The organism is Trinickia sp., assembly GCF_057351765.1.
The window spans coordinates 1-16615 of sequence record NZ_JBMRBK010000075.1; the positions used below are offsets into that span (position 1 = coordinate 1).

Genomic DNA, 16615 nt, shown 5'->3' on the forward strand with positions numbered 1-16615 from the left:
AAGCTGAAGCTCGTGGCGTTGGAGACGTTGCCGGCCACATCGGTTTGGCGCACTTCGACGCTGTTCGTGCCTTCGGTGGCGGTGAAGCTGCTGCTCCAGCTTTGACCGCCATCAGTCGAATATTCGACGGCGGCGCCGTTCTCGACACCGCTCAGATTCAGTGTGCCGACGTTGGTGATGTGGTCGGTCGCGCTGCTGCCGGAGTCGGTGGCAAGGCTCACGCCCGGGGCGGCAGCCGCTGTATCGAGGGTGAAGCTGAAGGTCGTGGCGTTGGAGACGTTGCCGGCCACATCGGTTTGGCGCACCTCGACGCTGTTCGTGCCTTCGGTGGCGGTGAAACTGGTGCTCCAGCTTTGACCGCCATCGGTGGAGTATTCGACCGTAGCGCCGTTCTCGACACCGGTGAGGTTCAGTGTGCCGACGTTGGTGATGTGATCCGAGGCGCTGCTGCCCGAATCGGTGGCAAGCGCGACGCCGGGGGCTGCGGCCGCTGTATCGAGCGTGAAGCTGAAGCTCGTGGCGTTGGAGACATTCCCCGCTACATCAGTTTGACGAACTTCGACGCTGTTCGTGCCTTCGACGGCGGTGAAACTGCTGCTCCAGCTTTGGCCGCCATCAGTCGAATATTCGACAGCGGCGCCGTTCTCGACACCGCTCAGATTCAGTGTGCCAACGTTGGTAATGTGATCCGAGCCACTGCTGCCGGAGTCGGTAGCAAGCGCCACGCTCGGGGCAGCAGCCGCCGTATCAAGGGTGAAGCTGAAGCTCGTGGCGTTCGAGACGTTGCCGGCCACATCGGTTTGGCGCACCTCGACACTGTTCGTGCCTTCGGTGGCGGTGAAACTGCTGCTCCAGCTTTGCCCGCCATCGGTGGAGTATTCGACCGTAGCGCCGTTCTCGACACCGGTGAGGTTCAGTGTGCCGACGTTGGTAATGTGATCCGAGCCACTGCTGCCGGAGTCGGTGGCAAGCGTCACGCCCGGGGCAGCGGCGGTTGTATCGAGGGTGAAGCTGAAGGTCGTGGCGTTCGAGACATTCCCGGCCACATCAGTTTGACGCACCTCGACGCTGTTCGTGCCTTCGACGGCGGTGAAGCTGCTGCTCCAGCTTTGCCCGCCATCGGTGGAGTACTGTACCGTAGCGCCGCTCTCGACACCGCTCAGATTGAGCGTGCCAACGTTTGTGATGTGGTCGGTCGTGCTGCCGCCCGAATCGGTGGCAAGCGCCACGCCCGGGGCGGCAGCCGCCGTATCAAGGGTGAAGCTGAAGCTGGTGGCGTTCGAGACGTTGCCCGCAACATCGGTCTGGCGCACTTCGACAGAATTCAACCCCTCCACTGCATTGAAACTGCTGGTCCAATGAGCGCCGTTATCGGTGCTGTACTGTACAGCCGCACCGGTTTCGACACCGCTGAGATTGAGCGTGCCGACGTTGGTGATGTGATCCGAGGCACTGCTGCCGGAGTCGGTGGCAAGCGTCACGCCCGGCGCGGCTGCTGCTGTATCGAGGGTAAAGCTGAAGCTCGTGGCGTTGGAGACGTTGCCGGCCACATCGGTTTGGCGCACTTCGACGCTGTTCGTGCCTTCGGTGGCGGTGAAACTGCTGCTCCAGCTTTGCCCGCCATCAGTCGAATATTCGACGACGGCGCCGCTCTCGACACCGCTCAGATTGAGCGTGCCGACGTTGGTGATGTGGTCGGTCGCGCTGCTGCCGGAGTCGGTGGCAAGCGCCACGCCCGGGGCCGCGGCGGTTGTATCGAGCGTGAAGCTGAAGCTCGTGGCGTTCGAGACGTTGCCGGCTACATCGGTTTGACGAACTTCGACGCTGTTCGTGCCTTCGACGGCGGTTAAGCTGCCGCTCCAGCTTTGCCCGCCATCGGTGGAGTACTGTACCGCAGCGCCGCTCTCGACACCGGTGAGGTTCAGTGTGCCAACGTTAGTGACGTGGTCGGTGGCGCTGCTGCCGGAATCGGCGGTAAGGCTCACGCCCGGGGTGGCCACCGCTGTATCGAGGGTGAAGCTGAAGCTCGTGGCGTTGGAGACGTTGCCGGCTACATCGGTTTGCCGGACTTCGACGCTGTTCGTGCCTTCGACGGCGGTAAAGCTGGTGCTCCAGCTTTGGCCACCATCGGTGGAGTACTGTACGGCGGCGCCGTTCTCGACACCGGTGAGGTTCAATGTGCCGACGTTAGTGATGTGATCCGAGGCGCTGCTGCCCGAATCGGTGGCAAGCGCGACGCCTGGGGCTGCGGCCGCTGTATCGAGGGTGAAGGTGAAGGTCGTGGCGTTCGAGACGTTGCCCGCTACATCGGTTTGACGAACTTCGACGTTGTTCGTGCCTTCGACGGCGGTGAAGCTGGTGCTCCAGCTTTGGCCACCATCGGTGGAGTACTGTACGGCGGCGCCGTTTTCGACACCGGTGAGGTTCAGCGTGCCGACGTTGGTGATGTGATCCGAGCCACTGCTGCCGGAATCGGTGGCAAGGGTCACGCCCGGGGCAGCGGCGGTTGTATCGAGGGTGAAGCTGAAGGTCGTGGCGCTGGAGACGTTGCCGGCCACATCGGTCTGCCGCACCTCGACAGAATTCAACCCCTCGACTGCAGTGAAACTGCTGGTCCAATGAGCACCGTTATCGGTGCTGTACTGTACGGTGGCGCCGTTCTCGACACCGCTGAGGTTCAGTGTGCCGGCGTTGGTGACGTGGTCGGTCGTGCTGCTGCCCGAATCGGTGGCAAGGGTCACGCCCGGGGCGGCGGCGGTTGTATCGAGGGTGAAGCTGAAGGTCGTGGCGTTCGAGACATTCCCGGCCACATCAGTTTGACGCACCTCGACGCTGTTCGTGCCTTCGGTGGCGGTAAAGCTGCTGCTCCAGCTCTGCCCGCCATCGGTGGAGTACTGTACCGTAGCGCCGTTCTCGACACCGCTGACGTTCAGCGTGCCGACGTTGGTGACGTGGTCGTTCGTGCTGCTGCCGGAGTCGGTGGCAAGGGTCACCCCCGGCGCGGCAGCCGACGTATCGAGCGTAAAGCTGAACGTGGTCGCCGCCGATACGTTGCCTGCCGTATCAATTTGCCGCACCTCGACAGAATTCAGCCCCTGCACCGCACTGAAACCGCTGGTCCAATGAGCGCCGTTATCGGTGCTGTACTGTACCGTCGCGCCCGCTTCAACACCGGTGAGGCTCAACGCACCGACGTTCGTCACGTGATCCGATGCGCTGCTGCCCGAGTCCGTCGTCAGGGCTACCCCAGGAGCCGCCGCGGCCGTTGTGTCGAGCATGAACGAGCAGGTCGACGTTGCCGAAACATTGCCAAGGACATCGACCTGCCGCACTTCGACGGAATTCAGTCCTCCAACGGCAGTGAAGCTACTGCTCCAATGCGCGCCATTGTCGGTGCTGTACTGCACGGTGGCACCATATGCAAGGCCGCCCAGGGAGAGCGTGCCATCCGAGGTGATCCAGTCGTGCGCGGAATTCCCCGTGTCGTTTGCCAATGCCACGACAGGCGCCGGCGGCGCAATGTCGACATAGGCCGTCGCCCAACTGAGCGTGCCGTTGCCGAGTCGAATCGCATAGTTGAAGCTGTCTTGCGCGTAACCCAGCGTGTTGAAACTGTTTGCAAGCCAGGAAGAGTCGATGTGGCTGGCATCGTATCCGACTTTTCCGTCGGACGTGATCCAGATGTGCGCACCATGCGCACTGTAGTCCGTACTGACGGCTTCCGCGCGCGTGGTGTCCTGAGTCAACAGCGCGCTTTGTTCCTGCGTCAGCGTAGTCTCGGTACCGCTATCGACGGAGTAGAGTGTCTTCGCCGCTCCGCCGAGATCGTTGGCCATCACATTCAGGTAGACAACGCCGAGCGAGTTGTCGGTCAGCCCTGTCTGCGCGGATGTATAGACGTCGTCGGTGGCCTGCGGCGTGTTGCTGATCGAGACAGTCGTTCCGCTGGTGATGGTAGCCATGAGTCTTCCCCGTTTTGTTTAGTGCCTGGCACAACCAGTCTCGACGAAGCGATGCCGCCGAGCCGTATGTGAATAAAACTGAAATCCGCTTGATCTCAACGCTCGCGTAACGCAGTTTCCTTCGTCTTGATCACGGGCTTGAGCAGGTAATGCAGTACAGTTCGGCGCCCGGTCTGGATATCGACGGTCGCAATCATCCCCGGCACGATCCGCACAGGCTCGCGCTGGCCGCTGGGCTTGTTCGTCTTCGTGCGAACGAGGACACGGTAGTAACTTTCCGGCTTTTCGCCGGGGCGCTCGGGCACCAAGGTGTCGGCGCTGATGTCCTCGACCGTCGCGGGAAATCCGCCATAAATGGAAAAGTCGTAAGCGGAAAGCTTGACCGTTGCGTCCTGACCCGGGTGCAAAAACGCGATGTCCGAAGGCTTCACGCGTGCCTCGATCAGTAACGTCTCGTCGAGCGGCACGATTTCGAGCAGGTCCATGCCCGGCTGAACGACACCGCCCACGGTGTTGATCTTGATTTGCTTGATCATGCCTTTCACGGGCGCCCGCACGGTCGTGCGCGTGACACGGTCTTCCAGTGCAACGTTGGCCGCGCTCAGGGCCGCTTGTTCGGCGCGCGTTTCATTCAGTTCCTTCATCGCGTCCGCCCGGAAGCGCGCGGTGAGCTCGTCGATCTTTTGTCGAGCTTCACGCCACGCAGCGTCCAGCCTTGGCATGGCGAGTCGCGTTGCATCCAGCTCGCCCTTCATATCGTTGGCCTGGCGTTCCAGCCGCAACACTTCCACATCGGAAACGGCACCCTTTTGGACCAGTGGGCTCGTCAACTCGAGTTCCTTGGCGACGAGGCTGTAACTGTGCTGCAGTTGCACCTCGCGCGAACGCTTCTCCGCCAGTTCCTGGCGATGTTGCTCCGACTGTTGTTTGAGCACGGCCAGGTTCGCTTGCAATTCACGCTGACGGGATTCGAACAGCGATTGTTCCTGATTGAGCAGCGACGGATCCGTTTTCTCCAATTGCGGAGGAGCGATAAACGCCGTGTCGTTCGCTTCCGCAGTGAGCCGTGCGATCCTCGCGATCAACGCGGCATCCTTGGTTTTTCCCTCTTTGTACGACGATGCAAACCGTGTGTCGTCGATGCGCAACAGCGGCTCGTCTTTCCGCACGACTTGCCCGACACGGACCATGATCTCGGAGACGATGCCGCCATCGAGGTTTTGCACGACTTGAATTCGGCGTGTCGGGATAACCTTTCCCTCTCCAACGATGACCTCGTCTACGTTGGCGAACGCGGCCCAAGTCAATGCGGCGAGGAAGAAGGCCAATGTCGCCCAGAGGATCCAGTGGGTGAAATAGCGCGGCCCTTCCATGACGGCTGCGCAGCGCTCGCGCATGAACGCCGTATCGTCGGGCCGCGGCCGCAGCGCGGCACTCATGCGATATGCCAGAGCCGCGAGCGTGCCGCGGTGCACGGTCGACGAATCCGCGCCGTTGTGCTCAGCCGGCCGCGACATGAAGCCTCCTTCCGGCAAGGGCGGCCAAGACCTGATCCTTGGGCCCATCGGCGATGACGCGTCCCTGATCCATGACGATCAGCCGGTCGACGAGCGCCAGCAGGGATGCACGATGCGTAATCAGCACCAGCGTACGCCCTTCGAGTTGCGGGGCGAGCCGCGCCTTGAAGAGCTCTTCGGAGCGGTTGTCCATTGCGCTGCTCGGCTCGTCGAGCACCAGAATGGGCGGCGAGAGCAACTCGGCGCGCGCGATCGCGATCGCCTGCCGCTGACCGCCGGACAATGCTTCGCCTCGTTCGCCGACGGGCAGGTCGAATCCGTTCGGCAGACGGTCGACGAAGTCCGCCACCCCGGAAATTCGCGCCGCGCGCAGTACGGCCGCATCGTCCGCGCTCGGCGCACCGAGCACGATGTTTTCTCTCACGGAGCCGTTGAAGAGCACGACATCCTGCGGAACGTGGCCGATACCGCGCCGCAGTTGTGCAGGATCGAACTGTCGCAACTCGACGCCGTCGACAAGCACATTCCCGGAAGCGGGCGGGTACAGGCCGAGAATCAGTTTTTCGACGGTAGTCTTTCCCGAGCCGACCCGGCCGATGATGCCGACACGTTCTCCGGCAGCAATCCGGAACGACACGCCTTCGAGCGCAGCGCCGGTTTGGCGGGGATATGAAAAATGGACATTCTTGAATTCGATGCTCCCGCGCAGCGCAGGGCGGTGCACGAACCGTTTGTCGGCAGGGCGCTCGACCGGCAGATGCATCAATCGCTGGATCGATGCGAGCGCGCCGCGCGACTGGTGATAGCGGGTCAGCAGGGACGCAACCTGGCTCATGGGAGACAATGCGCGACCGGTGAAAATCGTGCAGGCAATGAGGCCGCCTGTGGTGAGCTTGCCGTCGGCAATCAAGTAGACACCGCATACGACGACGATGAGATAGGTGGCCTGCTGCGTGAAAGCGGCGAAGTTGACTGCGCACGCCGAAAGAAAGCGCGAGCGCAAGCCAAGACGGGCTAACTGGCCGACCGTCTGTTCCCACAACGACTGCATTTGGCCTTCGGCGCCGTTGATCTTGATGGCCTCGAGTCCCACTAGCGATTCGATCAATAGGGCTTGCCGTTGAGCCGTGTGGCGTTGACTGACCTCGACCGTCGCGGCCAATGGCCCTTGTACGGCGAGGCCGAATCCCACGACGAGCGGCAGGGCGATCAGCGGGAGCCATCCGAGGGCGCCGCCAACCCAGAACATCGCTGCGATGAAAACGACGCAAAGGGGGAGATCGATCAACGCGGAGGCGGTCGCCGAGGTGAGGAATTCCCTTACTGCTTCGAACTCCTGAATGTTCGAGGCAAAGGCACCCACGGAAGGCGGTCGCTCGGCCATCTGAATCGCCAGCACTTTCTCGAACAGATTGGCGGAAAGAATCACGTCGATTTTCTTGCCGGCCACGTCGATGAAATAGCCGCGTAGCGATCGCATGAGCAAATCGAACACTATCACCACCATGACGCCGACCGTCAAAGCCCATAACGTCTCATGCGTGTGGTTCGGGACCACCCGGTCGTAGACGTTCATCGTGAAAAGCGGCATCGCTAGCGCGAACACATTGACCATCAGCGATGCAATCATCACTTCCGCGTAGATCGGCCATGCCTGCTTCACCACGCCCCAGAACCAGTGGCTCGCGCGCGGCACGGCGCTGTCCGGATCGCACTCGTGATACCGGTGAGCAGGGCGCGCGAAGAGAACGAGGCCTGTATAGCGTTCCTGCAGATCGGCTACGCTGATTTCTTGTTCGCCGTCGCCTGTTTCCGGGAGAACGACTTGCATACTGCCGCCGCCGTTCCTGCGCAACAGGACGCAGGCCTGCTGATCTCGCAAGAGAAGGACGGCCGGCAATAGCATGTCGGTAATGCTGTCGAGCTGGCGTCTGTTGAGCTTCGCCGATATGCCGATACGCGCCGCCGCCCGAATGAAAAGCGCAGGCGTCAGGTGCTGATCGTTCAGTGGCAGGCCTGCCACGAGCGCGTCGGCACTCGTTGGCTGGTTGAATAGCCGGGCGAGCGCGATGAGACAGCCGAGCAACGGATCGTTTTCGATTCCGGAGGTCGGTGGGACATCCCATCCTCGAGCAGCGGGCTCGCTTGCCGGCTCGGTGGCGGCTTCCGGTGTGGCGGAATGCATTTAAAACAAGCGCGCGAAAATGCGATGAGCACCCTGATTCAGCGCTCCCCCGAGCGCTGAAGGCCTCGCTAGCAGCGCGTTAGCCTTGTCCATGAGATCCCCCTTCCTTGGTCCTTATGGTTCTTCTACGGAACCGATCGTTGCCCGCTACCGATGCGCGGACTGCTTTAGCAAGCACTGCGCCATTGGCGGCGCATCCAGCAGCCATGCGGCACCCGCCGCAAAAAGGAGGGATGCGAGGCAGAAAGCTGGCGATTTCGTCTCAGACGTAAGACGAACTCAAGGCTGGGGGAACGAGGAAGTCGGCTGGCAGCTCGCGGCAAAGGCCCGTATGCACAGGTTCTCGTGAGGTGGACGCGCCCAATTGAGCGCGTCCGACGTGTCTCATTTCTGCGACGACCGTTGTGGTACCTGCGTGACGTGCGGTCTCACGCACAGGTACGAAATCGGTAGATGGCGCTCAAGCCTGGGCGTGAAGGCATGCGCTCGGCCGGCAGAACGATGAGTTCGCCGCCGGCCGCGCAGAACCTCCTGTGCGGCATCGTCGAGCAGCATGTCGACCTCCGATGAGGCGCGCCAGGCCTGTGCCCCCACTGGATGCCAGCTCAAGCGCCCGGGGCGTCGCTCGTGAGCTTGAACGCCGAGACTGCGCCATCGAGGCTGAACGCCTGGGCTTCGAGCGATCGCGATACGTCGGCGGCTTCTTCGACGAGCGCCGCGTTTTGCTGTGTGGCCTGACCGATTTGCGTAATGGCGATATTGACCTGCTCGATGCCGGCCGACTGTTGACGCGATGCGACAGCAATGTCGCCGATGATCGCGCGCACTTCATCGACGCGCGCCACGATACCCTGCATCGCCGTGCTGGCTTCCGCGGCAATCCGATAGCCGTTTTGCACGGTGGATGTCGATTCGCCGATTACAGTGGCGATCTCCTTGGCGGCTGCGGCGCTGCGTTGCGCGAGCGCGCGAACCTCGGACGCCACGACGGCGAACCCTCGGCCGTGTTCGCCCGCGCGCGCAGCTTCGACCGCTGCGTTGAGCGCAAGGATATTGGTTTGGAATGCGATGCCCTCGATCACGGTCGTAATGTCAGCGATTTTCTGCGAGGCCTGATTGATGTCGCTCATGGTCGAGACGACGCGCTCGACGGCTTGCCCGCCGCCGAGCGCCGCGTCCGCGGCGCTCCCGACGACGGCGTTGGCGCGTGCGGCGTGATCCGCATTTTGCTGAACCGTCGACGTGATCTCCTCCATACTGGCGGCGGTTTGTTCGACGCTCGCTGCTTGTGTGGCGATGCGGGACGCGACGTCGCCGCTACTCGCCGAAATGCGTGCCGTGCCTGCGCTGACGCCGGCGGCGGCTTCGCGTACCTGGGCGACGATGCGCGCAAGGCCTTCGCCGACGCCGTCGATGGCGCGCATGAGCCGGCCGATTTCATCGTCTCGCACGCCGGCGCGGGAACGGGCTGTGCCACTACCGCTCAGCCGCACGGCCAGGTCGCCCGCAGCGAGCTGGCCCGCCGCGGCAGCGATCCGCTCGAGCGGGCGGCTCACCACGCGGCGCACCGCGATCGAAAAGAACACGCCGAAAGCGATCAGCAAGGCCACACCGATCGCGGCGAAGCGGTTGCGAGTCGAGGCGATCTCCGCCATGACCTCGTCGCGCAACGCGACACCGCCGACGATCCATTGCCATTCGGGCACGGTGATGAACGAAACCGTCTTCTCCCGTGCAGCGGTCTCGCCGAGCGAGGCGTCCGCCGACGCATAATCGATGCGGCCTTCCTTTTGTTCGAGCATGCGCGTGTAGGGCCCGTTCTTGTCGTCGAAGCGCTGTCCGGCTGCGGCCGGGTGCACGATGAACTTGCCGCGGTTCGCGCCGCTCGACGCGTCGATCACGAAGTAATAGCCGCTTTCGCCGACCTTGAGCTTGCGAATCTGGTCCTGCAGCGCCTGCATCTGCGCCTCGATATCGACGCCGACGAAAAGCGCGCCGACGATACGGCCAGACCCATCCGTGATCGGCTTGTATTGAGTGATGTACTGTTTGCCGAAGAGCGCCGCGAGCCCCGTATAGGTGCGCCCCGCCATGACGGGCCCATATGCGGGACCTTTGCGGTCGAGCAGCGTGCCGATCGCTCGCGACCCGTCTTGCTTCTTGAGCGACGTCGTGACGCGGATGAAGTCGTCGCCATTGCGTACGAATACGGTGGCGACTGCGCCGCTGCGCTCCAGGAATTGATCGGGTATCGTGAAATCGAGGTTCAGCACGCGCTCGCCGGCTTTGAACGTCGGCGTGGCCACACCGTTGACGTCGATTTTGGTGTTCTCGTCGATCGTGAACGGGCCGGACAGAAAGCTTGCAAAAAGCGTCATCGAACGGCCCACCTCGGCCGTCAGCGTCTGATCGACCACGCTGATCATTTCGCCGATCGAGCGATTTTTTCCATCCACTTGTTTCATGACCTGCTCGCGCACCTGTGTGCCCGCGGCTTGTGTCAACGCCCACGAGAATGCGAGAAACAGCAGTGCCACGAGCGTGCAGGACAGGGCGGCAAGCCGTGCGCCGATGCTGAGACTGCGCGCGCGCGATACGTTCATGAATGAGCTCCAGGAGTTCGATGGGTGCCGTGTCGGGCCAACCCCGGGTAAACGGCAGATTCAGGGCAAACTTGAACAGATCGGTCCACCGGGCGAGTAGAATCCCATCCTTGTGCCGAATGCTGCCGCCCACGAACGACCATCAACCCGAAATGACCGATACGCTGTTTTCATCGTCCGACCTCTCCACCAGTCCCGCCGCGGAGGGCCTTTGCGGCGAAGTTGTCGAAACCGTGCACGAGGACCGTCTGTGGCGAGACGGGGGCTGGACTGCGCGCGTGGTCAAGAACGAAGACGACGATGGCTGGGCCGTTCAGATGATCAAGGACGGGGAACCGGAACCCGCGCTTGTCGGCCCGTGGACAATGGGCCGCAACAAGAAGGATCCGAAGCCACTGGACACGTCGGCATTCAATACCCTCGTGAAAACGGCTTCCGAGGTATTGCGCAGGCATGAGCAGCAACTGCGCGCGCAGTTGCATAAGCGGGTGACAGTCGCGGCGGCAACGGGCGACGATCAACTCGAGATCACATTGGATATCGTGCCCGACGAGGACGAGCCCTACGCACTACTGAGCGCGCTCGATTCCGCCGGCGAACGGCTTGCGCAGGTGCGTGTGGCGGCAGCGTTCAAATTGACCAAGGCGAGTGCCGCGGCCTGGGTGGAAAGCGAATTCCGCCGGCCTGGCTGATCGGGGCACCTCGTGGAACAACTCGGTCACGCATTTCTCGTCGCGGTGTTGCGCGCGTTCTCGGTCCTTCCTTATGCGCTGGTCGCGAGACTTGGCAGTATGCTCGGCACGATGTTGTACATGCTTCCGAGCCGCCGAAAACATATCGTATTGGTGAACTTGCGCCTGTGCTTTCCCGAGAAAAGCGAGCGTGAGCACGACGATCTCGCGAAAGCTCATTTTCGGCAGGTTGTCCGCAGCTATCTGGAGCGGGGCATTCAGTGGTTCGGTAGCGCCCGGGCGATCAGGGCGATCGTCCAGATCGACAGCAAGCTCGATCTCGAAGACCCGAATGCGCCGCCGACGATCTTCATGGGATTTCACTTCGTCGGCATCGAAGTGGGCTGCATGCTGTATTCGATGCAATTGCCTGTCGCGGCGTTGTACACGCGCATGTCGAATACGCGCATGTGCGACCTGGCAAAGCGTCAGCGTGGCAGGTTCGGCGCGGAAATGATCGAGCGCTCGACGAGCGCGAGAAAGGTGCTCTCGATCCTGCGCTCGGGCAAGCCCGTGATGCTGGCAGCCGATATGGATCACGGTATCGAGAACTCTGTTTTTGCACCGTTTTTCGGCGTTCCTGCGTGTACGTTGACTTCGGTCTCGCGGCTTGCGAAGTTGGGCCGCGCCCGGGTCGTGCCGTTCGTGACCGAGGTACTCCCGGATTTCAAGGGCTATAAGCTGACGATCTTCGAGCCGCTCGACGGGTTTCCGTCGGGGAGCGATATGGACGATGCTTCGAGAATGAACGCGTTTCTCGAGACGCAGATTCGGCGATTCCCCGATCAATACTACTGGGTGCACCGGCGCTTCAAGCACCGTCCGCCTGGGGTGCCAGGGGTGTACTGAGGCGCAAAGGGCAAAACGTGCAATCGGCAATCAGCGCATGCCATGCAGCCCGTATTGCAGATGCGTCATCGCGGGGCGTTGGGTTTCGGGCGGGAAGACGTTCCAGCTACCGTTATCGTGACGAAAGAAGAAGATCGTTTGCATCGTCGCCGAGCGTGAGAGCGAGACGAGCACGTAGCGGCCCGAGCGTGCATCGCCGTGTCGAACGATCTTGATGGGGTTCGTCGCCGTGCGGCCAACCCATTTGTCGATGACCGCGCGTAAGGACATCCGGCCTTCGGTCATCGCTCACTCCTGCGTCGATCCATGATGCGCGCCATGCTTATGCCTTCGCTCAGATTCCCCGGCAAAACAGGATCGCGGCGGCGATGATGCCTGCGAGGAACACCCAGAAAAGCATGCTCTCGACCCTGGCGGGGCCCAAGACCTTGACACAGAGAAGCGCGGCGCTGCCCACACCTCCGAGGAAGAGCAGCAGGTCGCTCCATGTGCGGGCGAACGCGCCATCGAGCGGCGAAGTGTGGTGCCCTAGCGCGTACGACTTCAACAACAGGCCGCCCAGACAAACGCACATGAGGATCGCAAATGGCCACCGGTCGATTTCGGCATCTTTCATCGCAGGGTCCAAACGTTGTGCTGGTTGCAGGCTGACGACATATGAGGCCGATTATAGAAAGCGGATTCCTTCGCGAAGCTTTCCGCGGTGTTGACAAATTGTGGGTGTTAACCCCCGAATCCGGTTTTTGAGCGTTCGCTCCGAGCGGGGCTCCGGCTTGGGCTTTGGGCTTCGCCGTGCCAGTGCTGAGTTCGCGCGCTGCCGGCCAATATCCTGCTGTGGGAGCGGCCGGCCGACGTGTTCTTGCGAACAGACTTCGCGCGCTTCGGTAGCGAAGCCCAGGTTAGTCGCGCGCTGCGCAAACTCGTTGAGGGTGGCGTTATCGTGAAACGGGGGTTGGCGATTTACTCTCCCAGGTACGCTGCGCGCACCTTCGGATCGTCGAGCATCTGCTTGGCCTCGCCTTCCATCGTCACGAGACCCGAGTCGATCACGTAGCCTCGATTGGCCGCCTGTAGCGCAAGACGCGCGTTCTGCTCCACGAGCAGCACCGTAATGCCTTCCGACGAGATCGTGCGCACGACTTCGAAAATTTTCTCCACCATGATCGGCGAGAGACCCATCGATGGCTCGTCGAGCAACAGAAGCTTCGGCTTGCTGATGATCGCGCGTGCCATGGCCAGCATCTGCTGCTCGCCGCCCGAGAGCGTGCCTGCGAGCTGCGTCGCACGTTCTTTCAGGCGCGGGAAGAAGCCGAACATACGGTCGACGTCCTTCCGGATGCCGTCGCTGTCGCTGCGCAGGTACGCGCCCATCTGCATGTTTTCGAGGATCGACATGCGCGCGAAGATACCCCGGCCTTCCGGCACCATCGCGAGGCCGCGCTTGAGCAACTCGTGCGCCGGCACGCCCCTGATCGACTGGCCCATGTACTCGATGTCGCCAGCCGAGTACGGCTTCAGACCCGTGATCGCCTTCATCGTCGTGGTCTTGCCCGCGCCGTTCGCGCCGATCAGCGTCACCAGTTCGCCCTGCGCGACTTCCAGATCGACACCCTTGACCGCCTGGATGCCGCCGTAGTTGACCTGCAGCCCCTTGATTTTCAACATTGCCGTAGCCATCAGTGGACCCCCGCGCCCAGATATGCCTCGATCACTTTCGCGTCCTTCTGCACGTCTTGTGGAAAACCTTCGGCGATCACCTTGCCGTAGTCGAGCACGGTCATGCGGTTGCATAGGCCCATCACCAGCTTCACGTCGTGTTCAATGAGGAGGATCGTCTTGCCGTCGCCGCGGATCTTGTCGAGCAACTTTGTGAGCTCGAGCTTCTCGGTCGCGTTCATGCCTGCAGCCGGCTCGTCGAGCGCGAGCAGCTTCGGATCGGTCGCGAGCGCGCGCGCGATTTCCAGACGGCGCTGGTGACCGTATGAGAGGTTGCGCGAGGTGTAGTCCGCGTACTGTGCGATGCCGACGTATTCGAGCAGCTCGATTGCATGTTCTTTGATCTCTCGCTCTTCCTGGCGTTCCGCCGGCGTTTGGAACACGGCACCGAACAGGCCATGCTTCGTGCGCACGTGGCGGCCCACCATCACGTTCTCCAGCGCGGTCATGCCACCGAACAGACGGATGTTCTGGAACGTACGGGCAATGCCCGCCTTCGCAACTTGATAAACGGCCGTCGGAGTGTACGCCTCGCCGTCCAGCTTGAACTGACCGGAGTCCGGCGTGTAGAGCCCGGTGATTACGTTGAAGAACGTCGTCTTGCCAGCGCCGTTCGGGCCGATCAGGCCGTAGATATTGCCTTCCGTAATTTCCAGGCCGACGTCGGACAGCGCCTGCAGCCCCCCGAAGCGCTTGGTCACGCCCGTCACGGACAGTCGAATGTTATCGCTCATGTGCAGTCTCCCAGTCCTTAGGCGCGCACCGGTTTGTTGCCGTTACGTTTCGCGAGCTTCGCGATCTTGTCTTCATGCTTCGGCGACGGCCACAGGCCTTCGGAGCGGTACAGCATGATCAGCACCATCGCAAGACCGTAGAGGAGTTGACGGATCACTTCCGTATCGACGATCTGGTGACCAAAGATCCAGTGCTGCAGCGGACCCATCGTCGAACGCAGGAATTCCGGGAAGATGGCGAGGAGCACCGCGCCGAGGATCACGCCCGGGATGTGGCCCATGCCGCCGAGCACCACGCACGCCAGCACGACAACCGATTCCCAGAAGGTGAACGATTCCGGCGACACGAAGCCCTGGAACGCGCCGAACATCACGCCCGACAGACCTCCGAACGATGCGCCCATCGCGAATGCGAGCAGTTTCACGTTACGCGTGTTGATGCCCATCGCCTTGGCGGCGATTTCATCTTCGCGAATGGCGGCCCAGGCGCGACCGATACGCGAGTGCTGCAACCGCGTACAGACCCAGATCACGAGCAGCGCGCAGATCACGAACACGTAGTAGTACATGTAGACCGACGTGAACGTGAAGCCAAGGATCTCGTGCGGCTGCGCGAGATCGAAGCCGAACACCTGCAGCGGCGCGACGCCGGTAATGCCCTGCGGCCCGTTGGTGATGTTCACCGGACGGTCGAGATTGTTCATGAAGATCCGGACGATTTCCCCGAAGCCCAAGGTCACGATGGCGAGGTAATCGCCGCGCAGCCGCAGCGTCGGTGCGCCGAGCAGGAGTCCCGCGATCGCCGCGAGCGCCATGGCGCACGGCACCACGATCCAGTACGGCGTATGCAGCCCGCCCGGGAACATGTTGGCGATCCACGCGAACTGCGTGGTGAGATGCGGCGAAGTGAGCAGCGCGGCGACGTAGGCGCCCACCGCGTAGAACGCGATATAGCCCAGATCCAGTAGGCCGGCGAAGCCCACCACCACGTTCAGGCCCAGCGCGAGCATCACGTAGAGCATCGCGAAGTCGAGCACGCGCACCCAGTAGTTGCCGCCCGCGGCGCCGACCACGAAGGGCGCCGCGGCAACGACGATGGCGGTCACGACGCCCACTGCGAGGGTCTTCGTCGTGTTCTTGTCGGGGTTGAGCGTCGTGGACGGCTCGATCGATTGAATTGAAGTCATGTTCTGCTACTCCCTCTTTTATGCGCGGTCCGCGACACGTTCGCCCAACAGCCCCGACGGACGGAACACGAGCACGGCGATCAGCACGATGAATGCGAAGACGTCCTGATAGTTACTGCCGAACACACCGCCGGTCAGGTTGCCGATGTAGCCTGCGCCGAGCTGCTCGATCAGGCCGAGCACCACACCGCCGACCATCGCGCCGCCGAGGTTGCCGATACCGCCCAGCACCGCGGCCGTGAAGGCCTTCATGCCGGGGATGAAACCCATGTAGAAGTGCGCGTTGCCGTATTCCGAGGCGATCATCACGCCGGCCAGCGCGGCGAGCGCCGAGCCGATCATGAACGTGGCCGAGATCACGAAGTTCGGGTTCACGCCCATCAGCGAAGCATTGTTCGGGTTCTCGGCAATCGCGCGCATGGCGCGGCCGAGCTTGGTCTTGTGCACGAGGAGCAGCAGACCCGCCATCACGACGAACGCGACGACGATGATGACGATTTCCGTCATCGAGATCACGGCGCCCACGCCGGTTTCGGTCGGCTCGATGACGTTGATTGGGTCGGTCGAGACGAGTTGGGGGAACGCCAGCGGATTGCGGCCCCAGATGATCATGGCGAACGTCTGCAGCAGGATCGATACACCGATCGCGGTGATCAGCGGTGCGAGGCGCGGCGCGCGACGCAGCGGCCGGTACGCGACCTTTTCGATCGTGTACCCGACAACCGCACACACGACCGCGGCAACCGCGAGCGCAATGCAGAGCGTGGGGATGTTCCCGAGGCCCGGGAAGTGATTGTGGAGCACGTCGATCGCGGAGAGCGCGACCATGGCGCCCACCATGAGCACGTCGCCGTGCGCGAAGTTGATGATGCCCAGAATCCCGTACACCATGGTGTAACCCAGTGCGATGATGGCGTAGATGCTTCCAAGCACCAGCCCGTTGATCAACTGCTGAAGAAAGATGTCCATATCCGGTTCAGAACGTCCTGCCGTTGTGCGTTTGCAGGAGTTGCACCCTGCGCGACGGGACCGCCCCTTGGTAGCCGGCGCTTTTCGCTATCAATGCGGCGGGAGTGAGGAAAAAGGAGAAGCGTAGGACAGACACAGCCGCATCGCTGCAGCTGTGCCTGA

12 protein-coding genes are annotated in these 16615 nt (G+C 62.2%); 2 read left to right on the plus strand and 10 right to left on the minus strand.

Annotated features, from left to right (window positions below):
• The 4 genes from ACO1XS_RS20490 to ACO1XS_RS20505 all read right to left on the minus strand — a co-directional run.
• Positions 1 to 3962 (minus strand): beta strand repeat-containing protein (locus ACO1XS_RS20490; RefSeq protein ID WP_486391568.1); only part of this gene is annotated, 3962 nt, incomplete at its 3' end.
• Between the two features lie 95 nt (positions 3963 to 4057).
• The gene (locus tag ACO1XS_RS20495) at positions 4058 to 5479 is read right to left on the minus strand and encodes an HlyD family type I secretion periplasmic adaptor subunit (protein WP_331573453.1); all 1422 of its coding nucleotides are present in this window, start codon (positions 5477 to 5479) and stop codon (positions 4058 to 4060) included.
• On the minus strand, positions 5463 to 7664 hold the full coding sequence (locus tag ACO1XS_RS20500) for a type I secretion system permease/ATPase (protein WP_331573455.1): 2202 nt from the start codon (positions 7662 to 7664) through the stop codon (positions 5463 to 5465). Before ACO1XS_RS20500 ends, ACO1XS_RS20495 begins: the two co-directional genes overlap by 17 nt.
• A 605-nt stretch (positions 7665 to 8269) precedes the next feature.
• Complete coding sequence (locus ACO1XS_RS20505; RefSeq protein WP_486391569.1) at positions 8270 to 10267, minus strand: methyl-accepting chemotaxis protein; 1998 nt, start codon at positions 10265 to 10267, stop codon at positions 8270 to 8272.
• Positions 10268 to 10419: 152 nt separating this feature from the next.
• On the opposite strand from ACO1XS_RS20505, the gene ACO1XS_RS20510 reads away from it, so the two are divergent.
• On the plus strand, positions 10420 to 10959 hold the full coding sequence (locus ACO1XS_RS20510) for a hypothetical protein (RefSeq protein ID WP_331573459.1): 540 nt from the start codon (positions 10420 to 10422) through the stop codon (positions 10957 to 10959).
• A 12-nt stretch (positions 10960 to 10971) separates the two neighbouring features.
• Positions 10972 to 11847: a lipid A biosynthesis lauroyl acyltransferase gene (locus ACO1XS_RS20515; protein WP_486391570.1), complete on the plus strand. Its 876-nt coding sequence runs from the start codon at positions 10972 to 10974 to the stop codon at positions 11845 to 11847.
• Between the two features lie 30 nt (positions 11848 to 11877).
• On the opposite strand, the gene ACO1XS_RS20520 is transcribed toward ACO1XS_RS20515, so the two are convergent.
• The 6 genes from ACO1XS_RS20520 to ACO1XS_RS20545 form a co-directional block, all read right to left on the minus strand.
• The gene (locus tag ACO1XS_RS20520; protein WP_331573463.1) at positions 11878 to 12132 is read right to left on the minus strand and encodes a hypothetical protein; all 255 of its coding nucleotides are present in this window, start codon (positions 12130 to 12132) and stop codon (positions 11878 to 11880) included.
• Positions 12133 to 12181: 49 nt separating this feature from the next.
• Positions 12182 to 12463 carry a hypothetical protein gene (locus tag ACO1XS_RS20525; protein ID WP_331573466.1) on the minus strand — a complete coding sequence of 94 codons (282 nt, stop codon included), beginning with the start codon at positions 12461 to 12463 and terminating at the stop codon, positions 12182 to 12184.
• Between the two features lie 344 nt (positions 12464 to 12807).
• On the minus strand, positions 12808 to 13524 hold the full coding sequence (locus tag ACO1XS_RS20530) for an ABC transporter ATP-binding protein (RefSeq protein WP_481581480.1): 717 nt from the start codon (positions 13522 to 13524) through the stop codon (positions 12808 to 12810).
• Positions 13524 to 14297, minus strand: coding sequence for an ABC transporter ATP-binding protein (locus ACO1XS_RS20535; RefSeq protein ID WP_331573471.1), 774 nt, complete (start codon positions 14295 to 14297; stop codon positions 13524 to 13526). The genes ACO1XS_RS20530 and ACO1XS_RS20535 overlap by 1 nt, the downstream gene beginning before the upstream one ends.
• A 17-nt stretch (positions 14298 to 14314) precedes the next feature.
• Positions 14315 to 15484 (minus strand): ABC transporter permease subunit, encoded by a 1170-nt coding sequence (locus ACO1XS_RS20540; RefSeq protein ID WP_486391571.1) that lies wholly within the window; start codon positions 15482 to 15484, stop codon positions 14315 to 14317.
• Between the two features lie 18 nt (positions 15485 to 15502).
• Positions 15503 to 16453 carry a branched-chain amino acid ABC transporter permease gene (locus tag ACO1XS_RS20545; RefSeq protein WP_481581477.1) on the minus strand — a complete coding sequence of 317 codons (951 nt, stop codon included), beginning with the start codon at positions 16451 to 16453 and terminating at the stop codon, positions 15503 to 15505.
• Positions 16454 to 16615 lie beyond the last annotated feature (162 nt).

Bases quoted from the DNA above. Each gene is read 5' to 3' on its own strand.
- ACO1XS_RS20520 (WP_331573463.1), bottom strand. From the start codon at position 12,132: ATGACCGAAGGCCGGATGTCCTTACGCGCGGTCATCGACAAATGGGTT.
- ACO1XS_RS20535 (WP_331573471.1), bottom strand. From the start codon at position 14,297: ATGAGCGATAACATTCGACTGTCCGTGACGGGCGTGACCAAGCGCTTC.
- ACO1XS_RS20525 (WP_331573466.1), bottom strand. From the start codon at position 12,463: ATGAAAGATGCCGAAATCGACCGGTGGCCATTTGCGATCCTCATGTGC.
- ACO1XS_RS20500 (WP_331573455.1), bottom strand. From the start codon at position 7,664: ATGCATTCCGCCACACCGGAAGCCGCCACCGAGCCGGCAAGCGAGCCC.
- ACO1XS_RS20540 (WP_486391571.1), bottom strand. From the start codon at position 15,484: ATGACTTCAATTCAATCGATCGAGCCGTCCACGACGCTCAACCCCGAC.
- ACO1XS_RS20545 (WP_481581477.1), bottom strand. From the start codon at position 16,453: ATGGACATCTTTCTTCAGCAGTTGATCAACGGGCTGGTGCTTGGAAGC.
- ACO1XS_RS20505 (WP_486391569.1), bottom strand. From the start codon at position 10,267: ATGAACGTATCGCGCGCGCGCAGTCTCAGCATCGGCGCACGGCTTGCC.
- ACO1XS_RS20510 (WP_331573459.1), top strand. From the start codon at position 10,420: ATGACCGATACGCTGTTTTCATCGTCCGACCTCTCCACCAGTCCCGCC.
- ACO1XS_RS20530 (WP_481581480.1), bottom strand. From the start codon at position 13,524: ATGGCTACGGCAATGTTGAAAATCAAGGGGCTGCAGGTCAACTACGGC.
- ACO1XS_RS20495 (WP_331573453.1), bottom strand. From the start codon at position 5,479: ATGTCGCGGCCGGCTGAGCACAACGGCGCGGATTCGTCGACCGTGCAC.